Here is a 16,388-nt window from a genome sequence, read left to right on the forward strand (position 1 = left end):
GTGCGGGCAGGGAACGACACCTGAAGACGGGGGGGCCGGGGAGGATGAGCAGCAGCTCGCGCCGTCGGCGCATCGTACGGACCGCTGTGGGCCTCGCGGCCGTCCTGGTGCTGTCGGTGGCCGGCGCCGGCGCCTGGTTCTACCACCGGCTCGACAGCAACATCACCACCTTCGACGCCGGCGGCGTCGCCACCGAGCGGCCCCCGGCCCCCGTCCCGGTCACCCCCGGCGCCTCGGTACCGGTCAACGTGCTGGTGCTCGGCTCGGACACCCGGGACGACGGCAACGACGACCTCGGCGGCGGCGACCTCGGCGTCGGCCACTCGGACACCGCGATCCTGCTCCACATATACGCCGACCACAAGCACGCCGTCGGCGTCTCGATACCCCGCGACGCGCTGGTGACCGTCCCCGCCTGCCGGCTGCCGAACGGCGGCTGGACGGCCCCGCGGACCAACCAGATGTTCAACTCGGCCTTCACCGTCGGCGAGTTCCCCAAGGGGAACCCGGCGTGCACGCAGAACACCGTCGAGACCCTGACCGGCCTGCGGATCGACCACACCATCGTGGTCGACTTCAAGGGCGTCGCCGCGATGACCGAGGCCGTCAACGGCGTGGACGTCTGCGTCCCCAACGACGTGAACTCGCACAACATCCGGCTCAAGAAGGGGATGCAGAAGATCTCCGGCCAGCCCGCGGTGGACTACCTGCGGGCCCGGTACGGCTTCGGCGACAATTCCGACATCGGGCGGATGAAGCGCCAGCAGGCCTTCCTCTCCTCGATGATCCGCAAGATCCAGGGCCTCGGCTTCTCCCTGCCCACCCTGCTCCCGCTGGCCGACGCCGCCACCCGCTCGCTCACCGTGGACGAGGGCCTGGGCACCGCGATGAAGCTGGTGGACTTCGCCCAGTCGCTGCAGAGCATCAAGCTCTCCGACATCACCTTCGTCACCACCCCCTGGCGGTTCTCCGGCGATCGCGTCGCGCTCGTGCACCCGGACGTCGACACCCTCTGGAAGCTGCTCCGCGAGGACCGCACGCTGGACGGCCAGGGCACCGGCCAGACACCCGGCGCCGCGTCCCCCGGCGGCGTGCCCGGGGCCACGCCCACCGCGCTCACCCCCGAGCAGGCAGCCACCCCGGTCACCGTGGTCAACGGCGTCGGCACCCCCGGACTGGCCGGCAAGGGCGCGGAGGCACTCCGCGGCAAGGGCTTCCAGAACGTCACCCTGGACGCCACCAAGGGCGGCCGGCTGCAGACCGAGATCGCGTACGACCCGGCCCTGAAGGCCGTCGCCGAGCAGGTGGCGCCGCTCTTCCCCGGGGCCAGGCTGACCGAGGAGGCCGGCAACGGGGGGATCACCGTCACCCTGGGCCGCGACTACCTCCCGAGCCTGTCCACCGGGCTCGACTCCGTCGAGGGCCCGGTCGACCCGGGCGCCCAGGCCGGCCGGCACCCCGGCGTCCCCGGCACGACGACCACCGGCACCGCGAGCACCGGTGCCCCGGGCGCCGGTGCCACGGGCGCCGGTGCCACGCCCTCCGTGCCCAGCGGGGTCCCCAGCGGCATCGCCGAGAACACCCGCGGGGCCGACACCGACCCCTGCGCCGATCTCACCTTCGGCTGAGGGCGGGGCCGGGGACCGGGACACCGGGGCCCCGGCCGGTCCGGGCCGCTCTCAGTCCGCCTGCGGCGGATCCGGCAGACCGGTGACCACCGCGGTCAGCCGGGTGCCGGCCGGGAAGGCGCCGGCCGCCGCCAGGTCGTACAGGGCGGCGAGCAGTTTGGCGACGTAACGGCGCTCCAGGGCGACCCCGTGCCGCCGCTCGAAATCCTCCGCGAAGACGGACAGCCCGGCCGGCACCCGGCCGTAGCCGCCGCCGTGGTGGTCGTGGTCGATCCGCCAGTTGCCGGACTCCCGCCCGAACGCGACCCGCTGAAGGCGGGCCACCTCGCCCTCCAGATACCCGGCGCCCCCGCGCAGGACCGCCACCCCGAGCGCCCGCGCGCCCGGCGGCAGCCCGGCCGCGATCCCGGCCAGCGTGCCGCCCGTCCCGACCGGGCAGCAGACCACGTCCCGCTCACCGAGGCCGGGCAGCTCGGCCGGGACGGCCGCCGCGCCGGCCGCCGCCAGCGCGTTGGAGCCGCCCTCCGGCAGCACCAGGCACGGCCCCCACCGGCGCTGCAGCTCCGCCGCGACCTCGCCCGCCGTGCAGCGGCCCGCCGTCTCCCGGTACGCCGTCCGGGACAGGAACTCCAGGCGCATGCCCGCCGCCTCCGCGGCCCGCAGCGACCAGTTGCGCGGGGCGCCGGCCAGCTCCTCGCCCCGGACCAGCCCGACGCTCTCCAGCCCGAGCGCGCCGGCCGCCACCGCGACCGCGCGCAGATGGGTGGAGTAGGCCCCGCCGAAGGTCAGCAGCCGCGCCTGCCCCTGCTCGACCGCCGCCGCCAGGTTGGGGGCCAGCTTGCGCCACTTGTTGCCCGGCACCGACGGGTGCAGCAGGTCGTCCCGTTTGAGTCGCAGCTCCACCCCGGCGCGGGCCAGCACCTCGTCGGTGCAGTCCACCAGGGGGGTCGGCAGCAGTGCGGGTTCGAGCATCACGCCAGCATACGAATCGCCCGGGCGCCGGGGCCGGAAGGTAAAGAATCGACAAGGCGCACAACCGTGCGACGTCCTCGCCGGTCCACCCTTCGGAGGCCCTGCGGACCTGCCCGTTCGGCCGACCCCGCTTCGGTAGCAGGCGAAGCAATGCTTCACACTTGTACCACCCGAAGAACCTCAAACGAGTCTTCGAATTTCCAAAAGCCGTTCATGTTTGTGGGGGAACGCTGTGCCGCTCGCACCGTCCGATGTGACAGAGATGACAGAACCAACGGCTGAGCCCCGCTCACCGGGCAGACCCGGCGGTCGCGTCGGCGGAGGGCGGTCCCCCCGGCCCGGCCGGCGCCGGCCGGGGAGCGACCTGCTCCGGTTCGCCGCCCTGCTGCTCGGGCTGCCGCCGCTGTTCCACCTGGTCCGGGCCGACGTGCTCAGCTTCTTCCTGCTCTGGATCGCCGCCGCCACGCTGATACGGTCCAAGGCCACTGCCTTCGACCGGATGATGATCTCCGGCGTCACCCTGGTCGGCTGGACGTGCGTACTCGGCCTGGTCGCCAGCCGCTGGCCGTGGGGCCTCGCCCCACTGGCCCTGGCCGAGCTGACCGCCGTCGTGCTGGTCGTCGCCCGGGCTGCCGTCGGGCCGGCCCCGCGCCGGCCCGGCGTCGCACCGGCCGCCCGGATCCGCGCGCTGCTGCCCACCCGCGACCACCCGCTGCTGCTCTCCGCCGGCCTGGCCTGCGCCTTCATCATGTACCCGGTGCTGCGCCGGGACGCCACCGGCCGACTGGCCCTGATCCTGTCGGCGGAGGACCTCGGGCGGCACAGCGCCCTCTACGACACGATCCTGCGTCTCGGCGGCCTCGCATCGCTGCACCAGACCGAGGCGGCCGGCACCGTGCAGCAGGGCCTCGCCACCTATCCGCAGGGCAGCCACCTGACTCTGGCGGTGATCACCAGCTTCCTGCGCGGGGGGACCGGGCGGGGTGAATCGCTGATCCAGACCTCGCTGTTCGTCCTGCTCTACACGGTGACCACCGCGGCCCTGGCCGTGGCGGTGCTCTGGGCGATGCACCGGGCCGCCGGGCCCGCGCTGCGCGGCTGGCGGGGCCTGGCCCTGCTGCTGCCCGCCACCGCCTTCCTGGTCGTCGCCGAACTGCCCAAGATGTACCTCAACGGCTTCATCAGCGAGATCTTCGCGCTGGGCCTCCTGGCCGTCCTGGTCGCCCTGGCGATCCGGCCGCTCACCCGGATCCACGAGCAGGTCGTCGTGCTGGCCGCGCTCACCGTGGGCATCTCCTTCGGCCACTACCTGCTGCTGCCGGCCGCCGGCCTCACCGTGCTCGGCTGGGCCGTCGTCCACCTGCGCGGCTGGAAGCGGCACTGGGTGTTCGTGCTGGCGACCTCCGCCGTCGCCGGCGTGCTCGCGCTCTTCCCGATCTACGTGAACCTCAAGTCGGCCGGCTCCGCCGACGTGCTGACCCTGCCCGGCGGCATCGGCCCGGTCGGCCGGCACGTGCTCTTCCCGCTGGTGGCCGCGACCGTCGTGGTGCTGCTCACCCCGGCGGCGCGCGCCAACCGCGCCTGCCGGGCGGCGCTGGTCTCCTGCACCGGGATCGTGCTGCTGTCCTTCGGGATCATGACGTACCAGGTCCGGACGGTCGGCAGCACGTCCTACTTCTACGAGAAGATGCTCCACCAGCTGCTGGTGATCGGCCTGGTCACGATGGCCGCCGCGCTGCTCCCGCTGTTCGGCCGCCGGGTCTTCGCCGGCGGGCGGCCCGCGGTCACCCGTACGGAGCCCCGCACCCGTACCCGCGGCCCGGGCCTCGGCCTGCGGTCGGGCATCGCCGTCCTGGCGGCGACCGGCTGCCTGCTCTACGGCGTGATCTCCGACGGCCAGCCGGACGCCGCCTTCGCCTCCGGCTGGGAGGGCAGCCCCGGCCGGGTCATGCTCCGCGGCGCGCAGGCCCGCGGGGACGTCGCCAAGCGGGTCGCCGCGATCCACACCTCCCGGCCCGCCCACGACGAGCGCATCGCAGTGTCGCTGGGCGGCTCCCGGGCCTGGGGCGAGCAGGCCGCGGACTGGGGCTCCGGCGAGGACAACCTCTGGCTCGGCGTGCTCAACCGGGACCAGGGCCGCTCCTGGAAGGCCTGGGAGTGGGCGCTCAGCCGCCGCAGCGCCCAGGACATCCTGGACTACGCGGCCACCTCGCCCGACCCGCTGCGCTTCTACCTGGACGACGCCAAGCTCATCGCCGAGGTGAAGTCGCTGGCCGGCAAGGGCAAGCACCCCGGCCTGGAGGTCTGCCAGATCCGGCGGAACGCCGAGGGCAAGCTGGAGGTCGAGCCGGTCAGGATCGGCTGAGCCGACACCGAAGCCGACACCGCAGGGCCGCCACCGACCACCGGTGGCGGCCCTGCGGCCTTCGCCGGCGCGTACGGGCCGTCACGCGTCCTTGCGGAGCCTCGGGGGAGGCGCGGGGCATGCGGGGACGTGGCGCGCGGGAACGTGGCGCGCGGAGCCGTGGTGCGGGCGGGGGCGCGCGGGCGGTGCCGGGGCGGGCGCGGGGCCGGAGCTGTCCGGCCGGGCGTCAACGCGCCCTCGACGCGGCCCTATTCGAGTGATTCCCGGCCTGTCGGTGCAGCTGCCGGGAGCAGCGGTCACTAGAGTGCGTGCAGATGACCGCACCTGGTCAAGCCCGGTCGCCGGGCGAAGGGTGGGGCGGGTGGGACTCGAACCCACGACCAAGGGATTATGAGTCCCCTGCTCTAACCGGCTGAGCTACCGCCCCGGTTCGCCACCCGCACCGGAGACCCGGCCGCGGCAGCAGCAGACGGCCCCGCAAGGCCGTCCCGGGCAGCATAGCCGGTCGATCACCCGTGATGCGCGCCGGGGGCGCACACGGGTATGCGAGGGAACACGCCTCCCCGCCCGGAGCAGCCCCGCTGGCGGACCCGCGACGACGCCGGGGAGCCTGGGCGGATGACGGTACGTGAGCTGGCGGCGGTGGGCTCGGCACTGGCGGTCCTGGCGGTGGCGGGCTGCACCACCGCGGCGGGCCCCGGCGGCGCCACCCCGACGGTGAGCTCGCACCCCGCCACCGGACCGACCACGCTCTCCACCGACAGCCACGGCTGGAGCCGGGACCGGCTCCGCGGCGCACTCGGCCGGCACACCGGCGTCACCCGCACCGCCAAGCCCACCGTGCTCAACGGACTGGTCGGCGCCGTCTTCACCCGCAACGCGGACGGCGACCACTTCTGCACCGCCAGCGTGGTCGACAGCGCCGGGCTCAATCTGATCGTCACCGCCGCGCACTGCGTCTGGGACTCCCGGCTGGGACAGCGCAGCGACCTGGTCTTCGTCCCCGGCTACCGGGACGGCGACACCCCCAGCGGCGTCTGGCCGCTGCTGGCGGTCACCGTCGACCAGGCCTGGAAGGACGACGCCGACCCGGACGTGGACGTCGCCTTCGCGGTGGTCCAGTCGCAGAACGGGCAGCAGGTGCAGCAGGTGCTCGGCGCCAACCGGCTGGGCGTCGACCGCGGCTACCAGGTGCCGGTGAAGGTCACCGGCTATCCGGGCACCAGCGACGTGCCGATCACCTGCAGCAACACCACGTCGGAGCAGAGCCCGACCCAGCTGCGGATCGACTGCCCCGACTGGACCGGCGGCACCAGCGGCAGCCCCTGGGTGACGGACTTCGAACCGGCCACCCGCACCGGCACCGTGATCGGCGTGATCGGCGGCTACCAGGAGGGCGGCGACTCCCCCGACACCTCGTACAGCAGCTACTTCGGCGACCGGGTCCAGGCCCTGTACGACCGCGCAACCGGCTGACCGGGCCGGGGTTGGCGGACCGGGGCGGCGCCTGGTAGATCTTCCTCACGAACGGCGGTCCGCACGACCCGGCAGGGCCCGCCCCGAGGACGAGACGGAGCCCGGATGGCCCCCCGCCCGGTACGGCCCGCGCCAGCGGCCAGGGCTGCCGCACTGACGGCCCTGCTGCTCGCCGCCGGCACCGCCTGCGGCAGCGGGGACGGACAGCCGCCGACCGCCGAGGTGGCCCGGCAGAGCCCGGCGGGCGACCGGATCGGCACGCTCTCGGTCCGCACCGCCCAGGGCCCCCGGGCCTGCACGGCGAGCGTGGTGCACAGCCCCCGGCACAACCTCCTGGTGACGGCCGCGCACTGCGTGCAGAGCCGCCGGATCGGCCTGCTGGACGGCCTGGTGTTCACCCCCGGCTACCGGAACGGCTACGCCCCGCACGGCAGCTGGCCGGTCCAGTCGGTCACCGTCGATCCGCACTGGGCGGCCGGCGACGACCCCGAGTACGACGTGGCCTTCGTCACCGTCCGGCCGGTGGACGGCCGGGAGATCGAGGACGCCGTCGGCGGCAACCCGCTCGGCACCGGCCAGGGCTTCGGCCTGCCGGTCGCGGTGACCGGCTACCCCAACGAGCGCGACGAGCCGATCACCTGCTCGGTCCGGACGCGTGCGCAGAGCGCGACCCAGGAGCGGTTCGACTGCGGCGGCTACACCGACGGCACCAGCGGCAGCCCGTGGGTCACCACGGGCGGCACCGTGGTCGGCGTGATCGGCGGCTACCAGGAGGGCGGCGACACCCCCGGCACCTCGTACAGCATCACCTTCGACGGCCGGGTCGCCGAGCTCTACGGCCGGGCCACCGGCTGAGGCCTGCGCCCACCACGGACGGGCCCGGCGTGAGCCGCGTGCGCCGGAGAAACACGAAGGCCCCCCGGTCGGCCGGGGGGCCTTCGCTCTGAGCAGTCACCGGGCGGACCAGGTGAAGCTCCCGCAATTGGACTCGAACCAATAACCTGCCGATTAACAGTCGGCTGCTCTGCCAATTGAGCTATGCGGGATCGCAGTGGACAACTGTCGCACCACGGCCAGGCAAGCCGACCCTGACGGGCGGCCACCTGAGCTCCCCCAATTGGACTCGAACCAATAACCTGCCGATTAACAGTCGGCTGCTCTGCCAATTGAGCTATGGGGGATCGGCTCCCGCCTCGGCCCCCGGTCTCCCGGGCTCCTCGGCGCTCGCTGCGGGACATACATTAGCGCACTCGGGGGGGTGGTCCGCCAATCGCTTTCCCCGGCCGCCCCGGCACCCCGCCCGGCGCGCCCCGCGCGCGCCCGGCAGACTGCCCGGGGATGCTGGGGGCACGGACGGTTCGCCGCCCCGAGGGACGGGTAGGGCAATGCGGCAGGGGCCGCCAGGAGAGGGTGGAATCCGATCATGTGGAAGTTGTCGTTGATCGTCGGACTCGCAGCGGGCTACGTGCTGGGCTCGCGGGCCGGGCGCCAGCGGTACGAACAGATCGCCAAGGTCACCCGGCAGGTCGCCCGGAACCCCACGGTGCAGACCGCCGCCGACAAGGCCAGGCAGCAGGCCGGCGCCGTGGCCGGGAAGGCCGCCGGCGCCGTCGCGGACAAGGTCGGGGACCGGCTGCCGAACTCGGTCACCGACCGGGTGCCGTACTTCAACCGCGCCCGGGCGGAGGACGACAGCTGGGGTACCTTCCGGCCGTGACGGGCCGGTGACGGCAAGCCGTCCGCGACGACTCCGGAGCGGTACCGAACGGGCAACACTTGCCCGGACGGACCGCGTCCGGACGTCCGCTGAGGCATGATCTCGACATGGCCATCGTCGCGGGGATAGACAGCTCGACCGGTCGCACCAGGATCGTCGCGTGCGACTCCGGGACCGGCGCGGTTCTGCGCTCCGGCAAGGCCCCGCACCCCATGCCGGAGGGCGGCGGTACCCGGGCCGGCGAGGCCGACCCGCAGGTCTGGCTGCACTCGCTCGGCGACGCGGCCGCCGGCGGCCTGCTGGAGGGCGTCCGGGCGATCGGCGTCAGCGCGCAGCAGCACGGCATGATCGGCCTGGACGCCGGCGGCGTGCTGGTGCGGCCCGCGATCCTCTGGAACGACCCGCGGTCCAGCGGCGCCGCCGCCGCGCTGGTCGACGCGCTCGGCGGCCCGGCGGCCTGGACGGCCGCGATCGGTGCCGTCCCCGGCCCGATGCACACCATCGCCAAGCTGCGCTGGCTGGCCGAGTTCGAGCCGGCCAACGCCCGCCGGGTCGCCGAGGTGCTGCTGCCGCACGACTGGCTGGTCTGGCAACTGCTCGGTCACCCCAAGCGGCGTACCACCGACCGGGGCGACGCCTCCGGCACCGGCTACTGGTCGCCGATCACCGGTGAGTACCGGCAGGACCTCGTCGAGCTGGCGCTCGGCCACCAGCTGAAGCTGCCCGAGGTGCTCGGCCCGGCCGAACCCGCCGGACACACCCCCGAAGGGCTGCTGATCTCGGCCGGCACCGGGGACAACATGGCCGCCGCACTCGGCCTCGGCCTGCAGCCCGGTGACGCGGCGGTCTCGCTCGGCAGCTCCGGGACCATCTTCGCGGTGCACGAGCAGGCCGTGGTGGACGCCTCCGGGCTGGTCTCCTCGTTCGCCGACGCCACCGGCCGCCACCTGCCGATGGTCGCCACCCTGAACGCCGCCCAGGTGCTCCGCTCCACCGCCGCCCTGCTCGGCCGCGACCTGGACGGCCTGAGCGAGCTGGCCCTGCGGTCCTCCCCCGGGGCGTACGGGATGGTGCTGCTGCCCTACCTGGACGGCGAGCGGACGCCCGCGCTGCCGCACGCGGCCGGCACGCTGACCGGCATGCGGGCCGAGTCGATGACGCCCGAGCACCTGGCCCGGGCGGCCGTCGAGGGCATGCTCTGCAACCTCGCGGACGCCCTGGACGTGCTGCGGGCCGGCGGCGTCGAGGTACGGCGGGTCTTCCTGCTCGGAGCCGCCGGGCGGCTGCCGGCCGTCCGGGAGATCGCGCCGCTGCTGTTCGGCGTCCCCGTCGTGGTGCCCCCGCCCGGCGCGCACGCCGCGCGCGGCGCGGCCCGGCAGGCCGCCTGGGCCCTGGCCGGCACCCCCGAGCCGCCGCGCTGGGAGCTGCCGGAGACGGTCACCGTCACGCCGGACGCCGAACAGGACCTGCCGGTGGGCGAGGCCGTGCGGCGGCAGTACCGGGCTGCGAAGGAACAGATCCACCCGCAGACGGCCGGCTGAGCCGCCCCGGGGCCGCCGCCCGGGCCCTCGCCGCCGCCGTGGTCGCCGCCGCCGGTGAAGATGCGTCACCCGGCCGCCGGTGGCAGCGTGGGAGAGGACGCGGTTACCAGACCGAAGGGCGGCAGGATCCCATGGCTCTGCACAAGGGAGCGGGCGACGACCGCCGGCTGACCGTAGGCCCGTTCGTCGGCGCCGCCGACCCGCTCGGCGCGATGGAGCTGGCTCCGCCACTGCACCGGCTCGGCGACGGCCCGGTGCCGGCCGACACCGCGTACCAGCTGATCCACGACGAACTGATGCTGGACGGCAACGCCAAGCTGAACCTCGCGACCTTCGTCACCACGTCGATGGAGATCCAGGCCACCCGGCTGATGACCGAGTGCCTCGACAAGAACATGATCGACAAGGACGAGTACCCGCAGACCGCCGAGCTGGAGCGGCGCTGCGTGGCCATCCTCGCCGACCTCTGGCACGCCCCCGACCCGGACGGCGCGGTCGGCTGCTCCACCACCGGCTCCAGCGAGGCCTGCATGCTGGCCGGCCTCGCCCTCAAGCGCCGCTGGATGAGCCGCAACACCGACCGCTACGCGGCCGGTGCCCGGCCCAACCTGGTGATGGGCGTCAACGTGCAGGTCTGCTGGGAGAAGTTCTGCAACTTCTGGGAGGTCGAGGCGCGCACCGCCCCGATGGAGGGCGAGCGCTACCACCTCGGGGCCGAACAGGCCGTGGCGCTGTGCGACGAGAACACCATCGGCGTGGTCGGCATCCTCGGCTCCACCTTCGACGGCTCCTACGAGCCGGTGGCGGAGATCTGCGCGGCGCTCGACGAGCTCCAGCGGCGCACCGGCCTGGACGTCCCGGTCCACGTGGACGGCGCCTCCGGCGCCATGGTCGCGCCCTTCCTCGACCCGGAGCTGGAGTGGGACTTCCGGCTGCCCAGGGTCGCCTCGATCAACACGTCCGGGCACAAGTACGGCCTGGTCTACCCGGGCGTCGGCTGGGCGCTCTGGCGCGACCACGAGGCGCTGCCGGAGGAGCTCGTCTTCCGGGTCAACTACCTGGGGGGCGAGATGCCGACCTTCGCGCTCAACTTCTCCCGCCCCGGCGCCGAGGTGATCGCGCAGTACTACACCTTCCTGCGGCTCGGCCGGGACGGCTACCGGGCGGTCCAGGGAGCGTCCCGGGAGGTGGCCGTCTACCTGGCCGGGAAGATCGAGGCGCTCGGCTGCTTCCGGATGCTGACCCGCGGTGAGGACCTCCCGGTCTTCGCCTTCACCACCACCGACGACGTCCCGTTCGACGTGTTCGACGTGTCGCGGCGGCTGCGCGAGCGCGGCTGGCAGGTGCCCGCCTACACCTTCCCGGCGAACCGGGAGGACCTCTCGGTCCTGCGGGTGGTCTGCCGCAACGGCTTCTCGCGGGACCTCGCCGACCTGCTGCTCAACGACCTCACCCGGCTGCTGCCGGAGCTGCGGAGCCAGCCCGGCCCGCTGAAGGAGCTCGGGGTACCGGCCCGGACAGCCTTCCACCACTGATCCGCACCGGCACCCCTGCACGCCCCGGGGCCCCGTGATCGTTCCGGGATCCCCGGTCCGTGGTCCGCGGCGGGGAGAGCGGCACGCAAGCGCTCTCCCCGCCGCGCGTCCCTGCAACCGGGGCAGCCTCCCCCCGCGAGGCTGCCACGGTCGGTGTGGGGGGGTCGGGACGACGGACGCACGGCCTGTGAACGGTGCCCGGACGAAGCATCCCGGCGCCGAAATCGGACCGGCCCGAGAACAATGCACGACTGACGTGTGAATGTTCGAGCCGTCAGCGGTGTTGTGAGACACTTCCGTCCGTCTCAGCGCCATGACCTGGTGTTTGAGACGGCGGGCCGGTGAGGTTGGAGACGCGGAAGCGCACCCGGACCCGGGCCGGTGCCCAACTCGGCCCGATCGTCCCGCGTCCCCGTTTCCGATGTTGGGAAGACCGCATGGCATCCGCCTGGAAGCAACTCCCGGACGACCTGTCCGCGCCCGCCAAACGTCTGACGGAAGAACTGCGCGCCGTCAAGGACACGACCGGGCTCTCCCTGTCCGAACTCGCGACCCGCACCCACTACAGCCGGGCCTCCTGGGAGCGCTGGCTCAACGGCAAACGGATCGTCACCGAGCAGGCGCTGGAGGCGCTGATCAGGGCGGTGGAGTGCGACGGCCCCGCACTGCGCAGGCTCTGGGCGGAGACGTCGGCGCCGGAGGACGAGGCGGCGGGCGGCCCGGAGGGCGCCGCCCAGGGCCTCACCACGGGCGTCACCGAGGTCGAGGCCGTGCCGGAGACCGTGGTCGGGGCCGGCACGGAGAGCGGTGCCGGGAGCGGGGCAGGGAGCACGACGGAGAGCAGGGCGGAGAACGGGGCGGAGAACGGGGCGGAGGACCTCGTCGAGGCCGACCCGGCGGACGGCCCGCAGGGCGCCCCGGGGACGGCCGGGGACGCGGAACCGGTACTGCTGCCCGCCGACGACGCGGAGCCCGTGCTGGTGCCGGCCGAGCCGGCCACCGCGGCCCCGCGCCGCTGGCGCCGGCCGGTGGCGCTGCTGACCGGTGCCCTGGTGGTGACCCTGCTGCTGGTCCTGGCCGGCCTCCGGTACACGCACCGCACCGGGGGCGACCCGGCCACCGTCGCGCAGCCACTGGCCTCCTCCGGCCCGGCGTCCAAGCCCGCCTCGCCGGCCCCGCCCGGCACCTGTCAGGCGATGGGCTGCTCGCACAAGGACCCCAAGACCACCGGCTGCGGCGCCGACGCCCGGACCCTGCAGACCGGCAACATCGGCAAGGTGGTGATCTACCTCCGCTACAGCCAGAAGTGCCAGGCCGCCTGGGCCGCCATCACCGAGGGCGAACCGGACGACTTCGCCACCATCACCAGCAGCACCGGCGAGACGGAGATGGCCCTCATCCACTGGGGCTACGACAACTACTCGGCCATGGTGAACGCCGCCGACCCGAACGCCACCTTCCGGGTCTGCGGGCACCAGCCGGCCGGGAACGACTGCACGGCGAACGTCTCCGGCCTGGCCCAGATGGTCGCCTCCACCCCGATCCCGATCGGCCCGGCCTCGCCGCCGGCGACCTCCGCGAGCCCGGCCCTGCCCCCGGAGACGGCCGCGAGCCCGGCCGCTCCGCCGGCGGGCGCGCCGAGCCCGTCCGCGTCCTCCTAGGGCGCGGACGGGGCGGGACTCCGGCGGGGCGGCAGCGGTACGGGGGGGCGGCGGTACGGGGGCGGCGGTGCAGAGGCAGGGTCACCGGGGGGCTGCGGGGGCGGGCGCAGCTAGTCGAGGTAGCCGCGGAGCTGGGCGGCGAAGGCGTGGTCGCGGAGCTTGACGAGGGTCTTGGACTCGATCTGGCGGATCCGCTCCCTGGTCACCCCGAACAGCACACCGATCTCCTCCAGCGTGCGCGGGCGCCCGTCGTCCAGGCCGTAGCGGAGCTGGACGACCTGGCGTTCGCGTTCGCCGAGGGTGGCCAGCACCGCGTCCAGGTGCTGACGCAGCAACAGGAAGGTGGCCGACTCGGCGGGTGAGGCCGCGTCGGCGTCCTCGATGAGGTCCCCGAGCGCCACGTCGTCCTCCTCGCCGACCGGGGTGTGCAGCGAGATCGGCTCCTGCGCCAGCCGGATCAGCTCGCGCACCCGGTGCTCGGTCAGGCCCAGGACGACGCCGATCTCGGCAGGGGTGGGCTCCGCCCCCCGCTCCTGGAGCAGCGCGCGCTGTACCCGCACCACCCGGTTGATCAGCTCGACCACGTGCACCGGTACCCGGATCGTGCGGGCCTGGTCGGCCAGGGCCCGGCTCATCGCCTGCCGGATCCACCAGGTGGCGTAGGTCGAGAACTTGTAGCCGCGCGCGTAGTCGAACTTCTCCACCGCCCGGATCAGGCCGAGGTTGCCCTCCTGGACGAGGTCCAGCAGCGTCAGGCCACGGCCGATGTAGCGCTTGGCGACCGAGACCACCAGGCGCAGGTTGGCCTCGATCAGCCGCCGTTTGGCGATCCGGCCGATCACCACGAGCGCGTCCAGCTCACCGGCCAGCGGGTCCGCGGTCGACTGCTCGCGGTTCAGCCGCTCCTCGGCGAACAGGCCCGCCTCGATCCGACAGGCCAGCTCCACCTCCTCGGCCGCGGTCAGCAGCCGGATCCGGCCGATCTCGCGCAGGTACTGGCGGAACAGGTCGGCCGCCGGGCCGGTGGCGCCCAACGGGCCGGGCTCCCGTCCTCCGTCGAGGTCCGGGCCGGCCCCGGTCCGCGTCGCGGCTTCGGCTTCGGCTTCGGCTTCGGGATCGGGATCGGGATCGGGATCGGGATCGAGGCCGGGATCAGGGCCGGGATCAGGGCCGGGGTCGTCGGGGCCGGGGTCGAGGTCCGCGTCGGCTTCCGGGCCCGGTCCGGCCGAGGGGTCCGGCTCGCCGGCGGGGTCCTGCGGGTGGCCCTGGGCGGCCGGCCGGGCTCTCTCCGGGGGCGGCGCCCCGGCCCGGCCGTGGTCGTCGTGGGGGGCGAGCGGGTCGGTGGTCGGGCGGGCGGTCGCGGCAAGGCCTTGGTCCACGGGCATCCCCTCGGGGCGGGCGCGACTCTGGCGGACCCGCGCTGAAAAGAGGTGGGACGCCCCCAGTGTGCGGCACGCCACACTCCGTGGCCGAGACTCGTGCGCCGACTTTCTCCGGCGGGGCTACAGCCCGGCGGCACCCTGGCTGCGCAGTCGCTGCTTGTACTGCTCCAGCTGCCAGAGCTCGTTGCTCACCGCGTTCCACTCCTCGCTCGCGCCACGGGCGTGGAGCTGGTTGAGGTGTGCCCGGCCTTCGGTGATCCGCTGGTCCACCGCCTGGAGCCGCAGCTTCACCAGGAACTCCCCCGCGTAGATCGCGTCCACCTTGCGGCGCGAACGCACCGGCTCCACGGTGAGCTCGGTCACCAGCGACCGCACCTGGTCGTCCGGGCACGCCTCGCGCACCGCACCGGTGAAGTCGGCCTGGCCGGCCCCGTACGCCGCTCCGCCGGCCTGGCCGATGGCACGGCGCACGGCCGTGTACGGCGGGGTCGGAAACTCGTCCTCGCCGTAGTTGTCGAAGGTCGGGGCGACGAGGTCCGGGTGCTGGAGGGCCAGCTTGAGCAGCTCGCGCTCGACGAACTGGGCCGGGTCGCGCGGGTTGAGGCGGAACAGCGGGGTGACGGACCTCACCGGCTGCGGCTGCTCGGGGCGGCGCTGCTGGCCGGCGGCGCGCGGGTTCTGCTGGCGCTCGCGGTCCCAGCGGGCCAGCTGGGAGATCCGGCGGACCACGAACTGCTCGTCCAGGATGCCGAGCATGCCGGCCAGCCGGACGGCGTACTGGTGCTGGATCGAGCGGTCCTTGATCTTGGCGACGATCGGCGCGGCCTCCTCCAGTGCCGCCGAGCGGCCCTCCGGGGTCTCCACCCGGTGCCGGGCGACGGCCGACCGCAGCGCGAACTCGAACAGCGGGACGGGGTTGTCGATCAGCTCGCGGACGGCGTTGTCACCCATGGCCAGCCGCAGGTCGCACGGGTCCATGCCGCCCGGACTGACCGCGATCGAGGTCTTGGCCGCGAACTTCTGGTCGTCCTCGAAGGCCCGCAGGGCGGCCTTCTGGCCGGCGGCGTCGCCGTCGAAGGTGAAGACCGTCTCGCCGCGGTACTGGGAGGTGTCCATCAGCAACCGGCGGATGATCTTGATGTGATCCTCGGCGAAGGCGGTACCGCAGGTCGCCACCGCCGTGGTGACGCCCGCCAGGTGGCAGGCCATCACATCGGTGTAACCCTCCACCACCACGGCCCGGCCCGACTTGGCGATCTCCTTCTTCGCCAGGTCGATCCCGTACAGCACGTGGGACTTCTTGTAGATCGGCGTCTCGGGCGTGTTCAGGTACTTCGGGCCGTTGTCGTCCTCGCGCAGCCGACGGGCGCCGAAGCCGACCACCTCGCCGGCGATGTCGCGGATCGGCCAGACCAGCCGCCCGCGGAACCGGTCGATCAGCCCGCCGCGCTGCCCCTGCGAGGCCAGGCCGCCGACCAGGATCTCCTTGTCGCTGAAGCCCTTGCCCCGCAGGTAACGGACCAGGTGCTCCCAGCCGACCGGGGCGTAGCCGACCCCGAAGGTGCTCGCCGCCGCCTCGTCGAAGCCGCGCTCGGCGAGGAACCGGCGGCCGATCTCCGCCTCCGGCGAGGTCAGCTGCTCCCGGTAGTAGGCGGCGGCCACCTTGTGCGCCTCGACCAGACGGGTGCGCTCGCCCTGCTGGTGGCGCGGACTGTAGCCGCCCTCCTCGTAGCGGAGCGTGATGTTGGCCTGGGCGGCCATCCGCTCGACGGCCTCGGCGAAGGTGAAGTGCTCGATCTTCATCAGGAAGGCGATGGTGTCGCCGTTCTCCTGGCAGCCGAAGCAGTGGAAGACACCCTTGGCCGGGTTCACGTAGAACGACGCGGACTTCTCGTCGTGGAAGGGGCAGACGCCCTTGTACTCACCACCGCCACCATTGGTGAGCTGTACGTAGTCGCCGACGACCACGTCGATCGGCAGTGCGCTGCGCACCGCCTGTACGTCTTCGTCCCTGATCCGCCCGGCCACCCCGGAAGTCTACTGGGACGGCCGGGGTTTCCCGGGTGAGCGTGCTCACCCGGCCCCCCGGCCCCCGGTTCCGGCCCTTCGGC

Annotated in this window: 11 protein-coding genes and 3 tRNA genes; 8 read left to right on the forward strand and 6 right to left on the reverse strand. The window is 73.7% G+C overall.

All coding sequences use genetic code 11. The features are described 5' to 3' along the window. Nucleotides 1-44: 44 nt before the first annotated feature. Nucleotides 45-1,628: an LCP family protein gene (locus tag OH807_RS14115; protein ID WP_406198314.1), complete on the forward strand. Its 1,584-nt coding sequence runs from the start codon at nucleotides 45-47 to the stop codon at nucleotides 1,626-1,628. A 51-nt stretch (nucleotides 1,629-1,679) separates the two neighbouring features. Here OH807_RS14115 and OH807_RS14120 read toward each other — a convergent pair whose 3' ends face one another. Beyond that, on the reverse strand, nucleotides 1,680-2,600 hold the full coding sequence (locus OH807_RS14120) for a 1-aminocyclopropane-1-carboxylate deaminase/D-cysteine desulfhydrase (RefSeq protein WP_406198316.1): 921 nt from the start codon (nucleotides 2,598-2,600) through the stop codon (nucleotides 1,680-1,682). 262 nt (nucleotides 2,601-2,862) lie between these two features. On the opposite strand from OH807_RS14120, the gene OH807_RS14125 reads away from it, so the two are divergent. Then, on the forward strand, nucleotides 2,863-4,965 hold the full coding sequence (locus tag OH807_RS14125) for a hypothetical protein (protein WP_406198318.1): 2,103 nt from the start codon (nucleotides 2,863-2,865) through the stop codon (nucleotides 4,963-4,965). A 353-nt stretch (nucleotides 4,966-5,318) separates the two neighbouring features. On the opposite strand, the gene OH807_RS14130 is transcribed toward OH807_RS14125, so the two are convergent. Beyond that, nucleotides 5,319-5,392, reverse strand: a tRNA-Ile gene (locus tag OH807_RS14130). Between the two features lie 191 nt (nucleotides 5,393-5,583). Between OH807_RS14130 and OH807_RS14135 the strand changes: the two genes are divergently transcribed. Together OH807_RS14135 and OH807_RS14140 are read left to right on the forward strand one after the other, a co-directional pair. After that, the gene (locus OH807_RS14135; RefSeq protein ID WP_406198321.1) at nucleotides 5,584-6,441 is read left to right on the forward strand and encodes a trypsin-like serine peptidase; all 858 of its coding nucleotides are present in this window, start codon (nucleotides 5,584-5,586) and stop codon (nucleotides 6,439-6,441) included. Between the two features lie 105 nt (nucleotides 6,442-6,546). Next, the gene (locus OH807_RS14140; protein ID WP_406198324.1) at nucleotides 6,547-7,296 is read left to right on the forward strand and encodes a trypsin-like serine peptidase; all 750 of its coding nucleotides are present in this window, start codon (nucleotides 6,547-6,549) and stop codon (nucleotides 7,294-7,296) included. 118 nt (nucleotides 7,297-7,414) lie between these two features. Here OH807_RS14140 and OH807_RS14145 read toward each other — a convergent pair. Then, nucleotides 7,415-7,487 (reverse strand) — tRNA-Asn (locus OH807_RS14145). A gap of 62 nt (nucleotides 7,488-7,549) precedes the next feature. Next, a tRNA-Asn gene (locus OH807_RS14150) sits at nucleotides 7,550-7,622 on the reverse strand. A 242-nt stretch (nucleotides 7,623-7,864) separates the two neighbouring features. On the opposite strand from OH807_RS14150, the gene OH807_RS14155 reads away from it, so the two are divergent. The 4 genes from OH807_RS14155 (at nucleotide 7,865) to OH807_RS14170 (ending at nucleotide 12,895) form a co-directional block, all read left to right on the forward strand. Further along, nucleotides 7,865-8,158 carry a hypothetical protein gene (locus tag OH807_RS14155; RefSeq protein ID WP_406198327.1) on the forward strand — a complete coding sequence of 98 codons (294 nt, stop codon included), beginning with the start codon at nucleotides 7,865-7,867 and terminating at the stop codon, nucleotides 8,156-8,158. A 107-nt stretch (nucleotides 8,159-8,265) separates the two neighbouring features. Beyond that, nucleotides 8,266-9,699, forward strand: coding sequence for an FGGY family carbohydrate kinase (locus tag OH807_RS14160; RefSeq protein ID WP_406198330.1), 1,434 nt, complete (start codon nucleotides 8,266-8,268; stop codon nucleotides 9,697-9,699). A gap of 131 nt (nucleotides 9,700-9,830) precedes the next feature. Then, nucleotides 9,831-11,234 carry a glutamate decarboxylase gene (locus tag OH807_RS14165; protein WP_406198332.1) on the forward strand — a complete coding sequence of 468 codons (1,404 nt, stop codon included), beginning with the start codon at nucleotides 9,831-9,833 and terminating at the stop codon, nucleotides 11,232-11,234. A gap of 437 nt (nucleotides 11,235-11,671) precedes the next feature. Continuing rightward, a complete protein-coding gene (locus OH807_RS14170) occupies nucleotides 11,672-12,895 on the forward strand; it encodes a DUF2690 domain-containing protein (RefSeq protein WP_406198334.1) in 1,224 nt (407 codons plus the stop codon). A gap of 110 nt (nucleotides 12,896-13,005) precedes the next feature. Here OH807_RS14170 and OH807_RS14175 read toward each other — a convergent pair whose 3' ends face one another. After that, complete coding sequence (locus OH807_RS14175; protein WP_406198336.1) at nucleotides 13,006-14,280, reverse strand: RNA polymerase sigma factor; 1,275 nt, start codon at nucleotides 14,278-14,280, stop codon at nucleotides 13,006-13,008. A gap of 117 nt (nucleotides 14,281-14,397) precedes the next feature. Next, on the reverse strand, nucleotides 14,398-16,305 hold the full coding sequence (dnaG, locus tag OH807_RS14180; protein WP_406198338.1) for a DNA primase: 1,908 nt from the start codon (nucleotides 16,303-16,305) through the stop codon (nucleotides 14,398-14,400). Nucleotides 16,306-16,388 lie beyond the last annotated feature (83 nt).

Origin of the sequence: Kitasatospora sp. NBC_01560, assembly GCF_045208415.1 — a bacterium.
Classification (GTDB): Bacteria; Actinomycetota; Actinomycetes; order Streptomycetales; family Streptomycetaceae; genus Kitasatospora.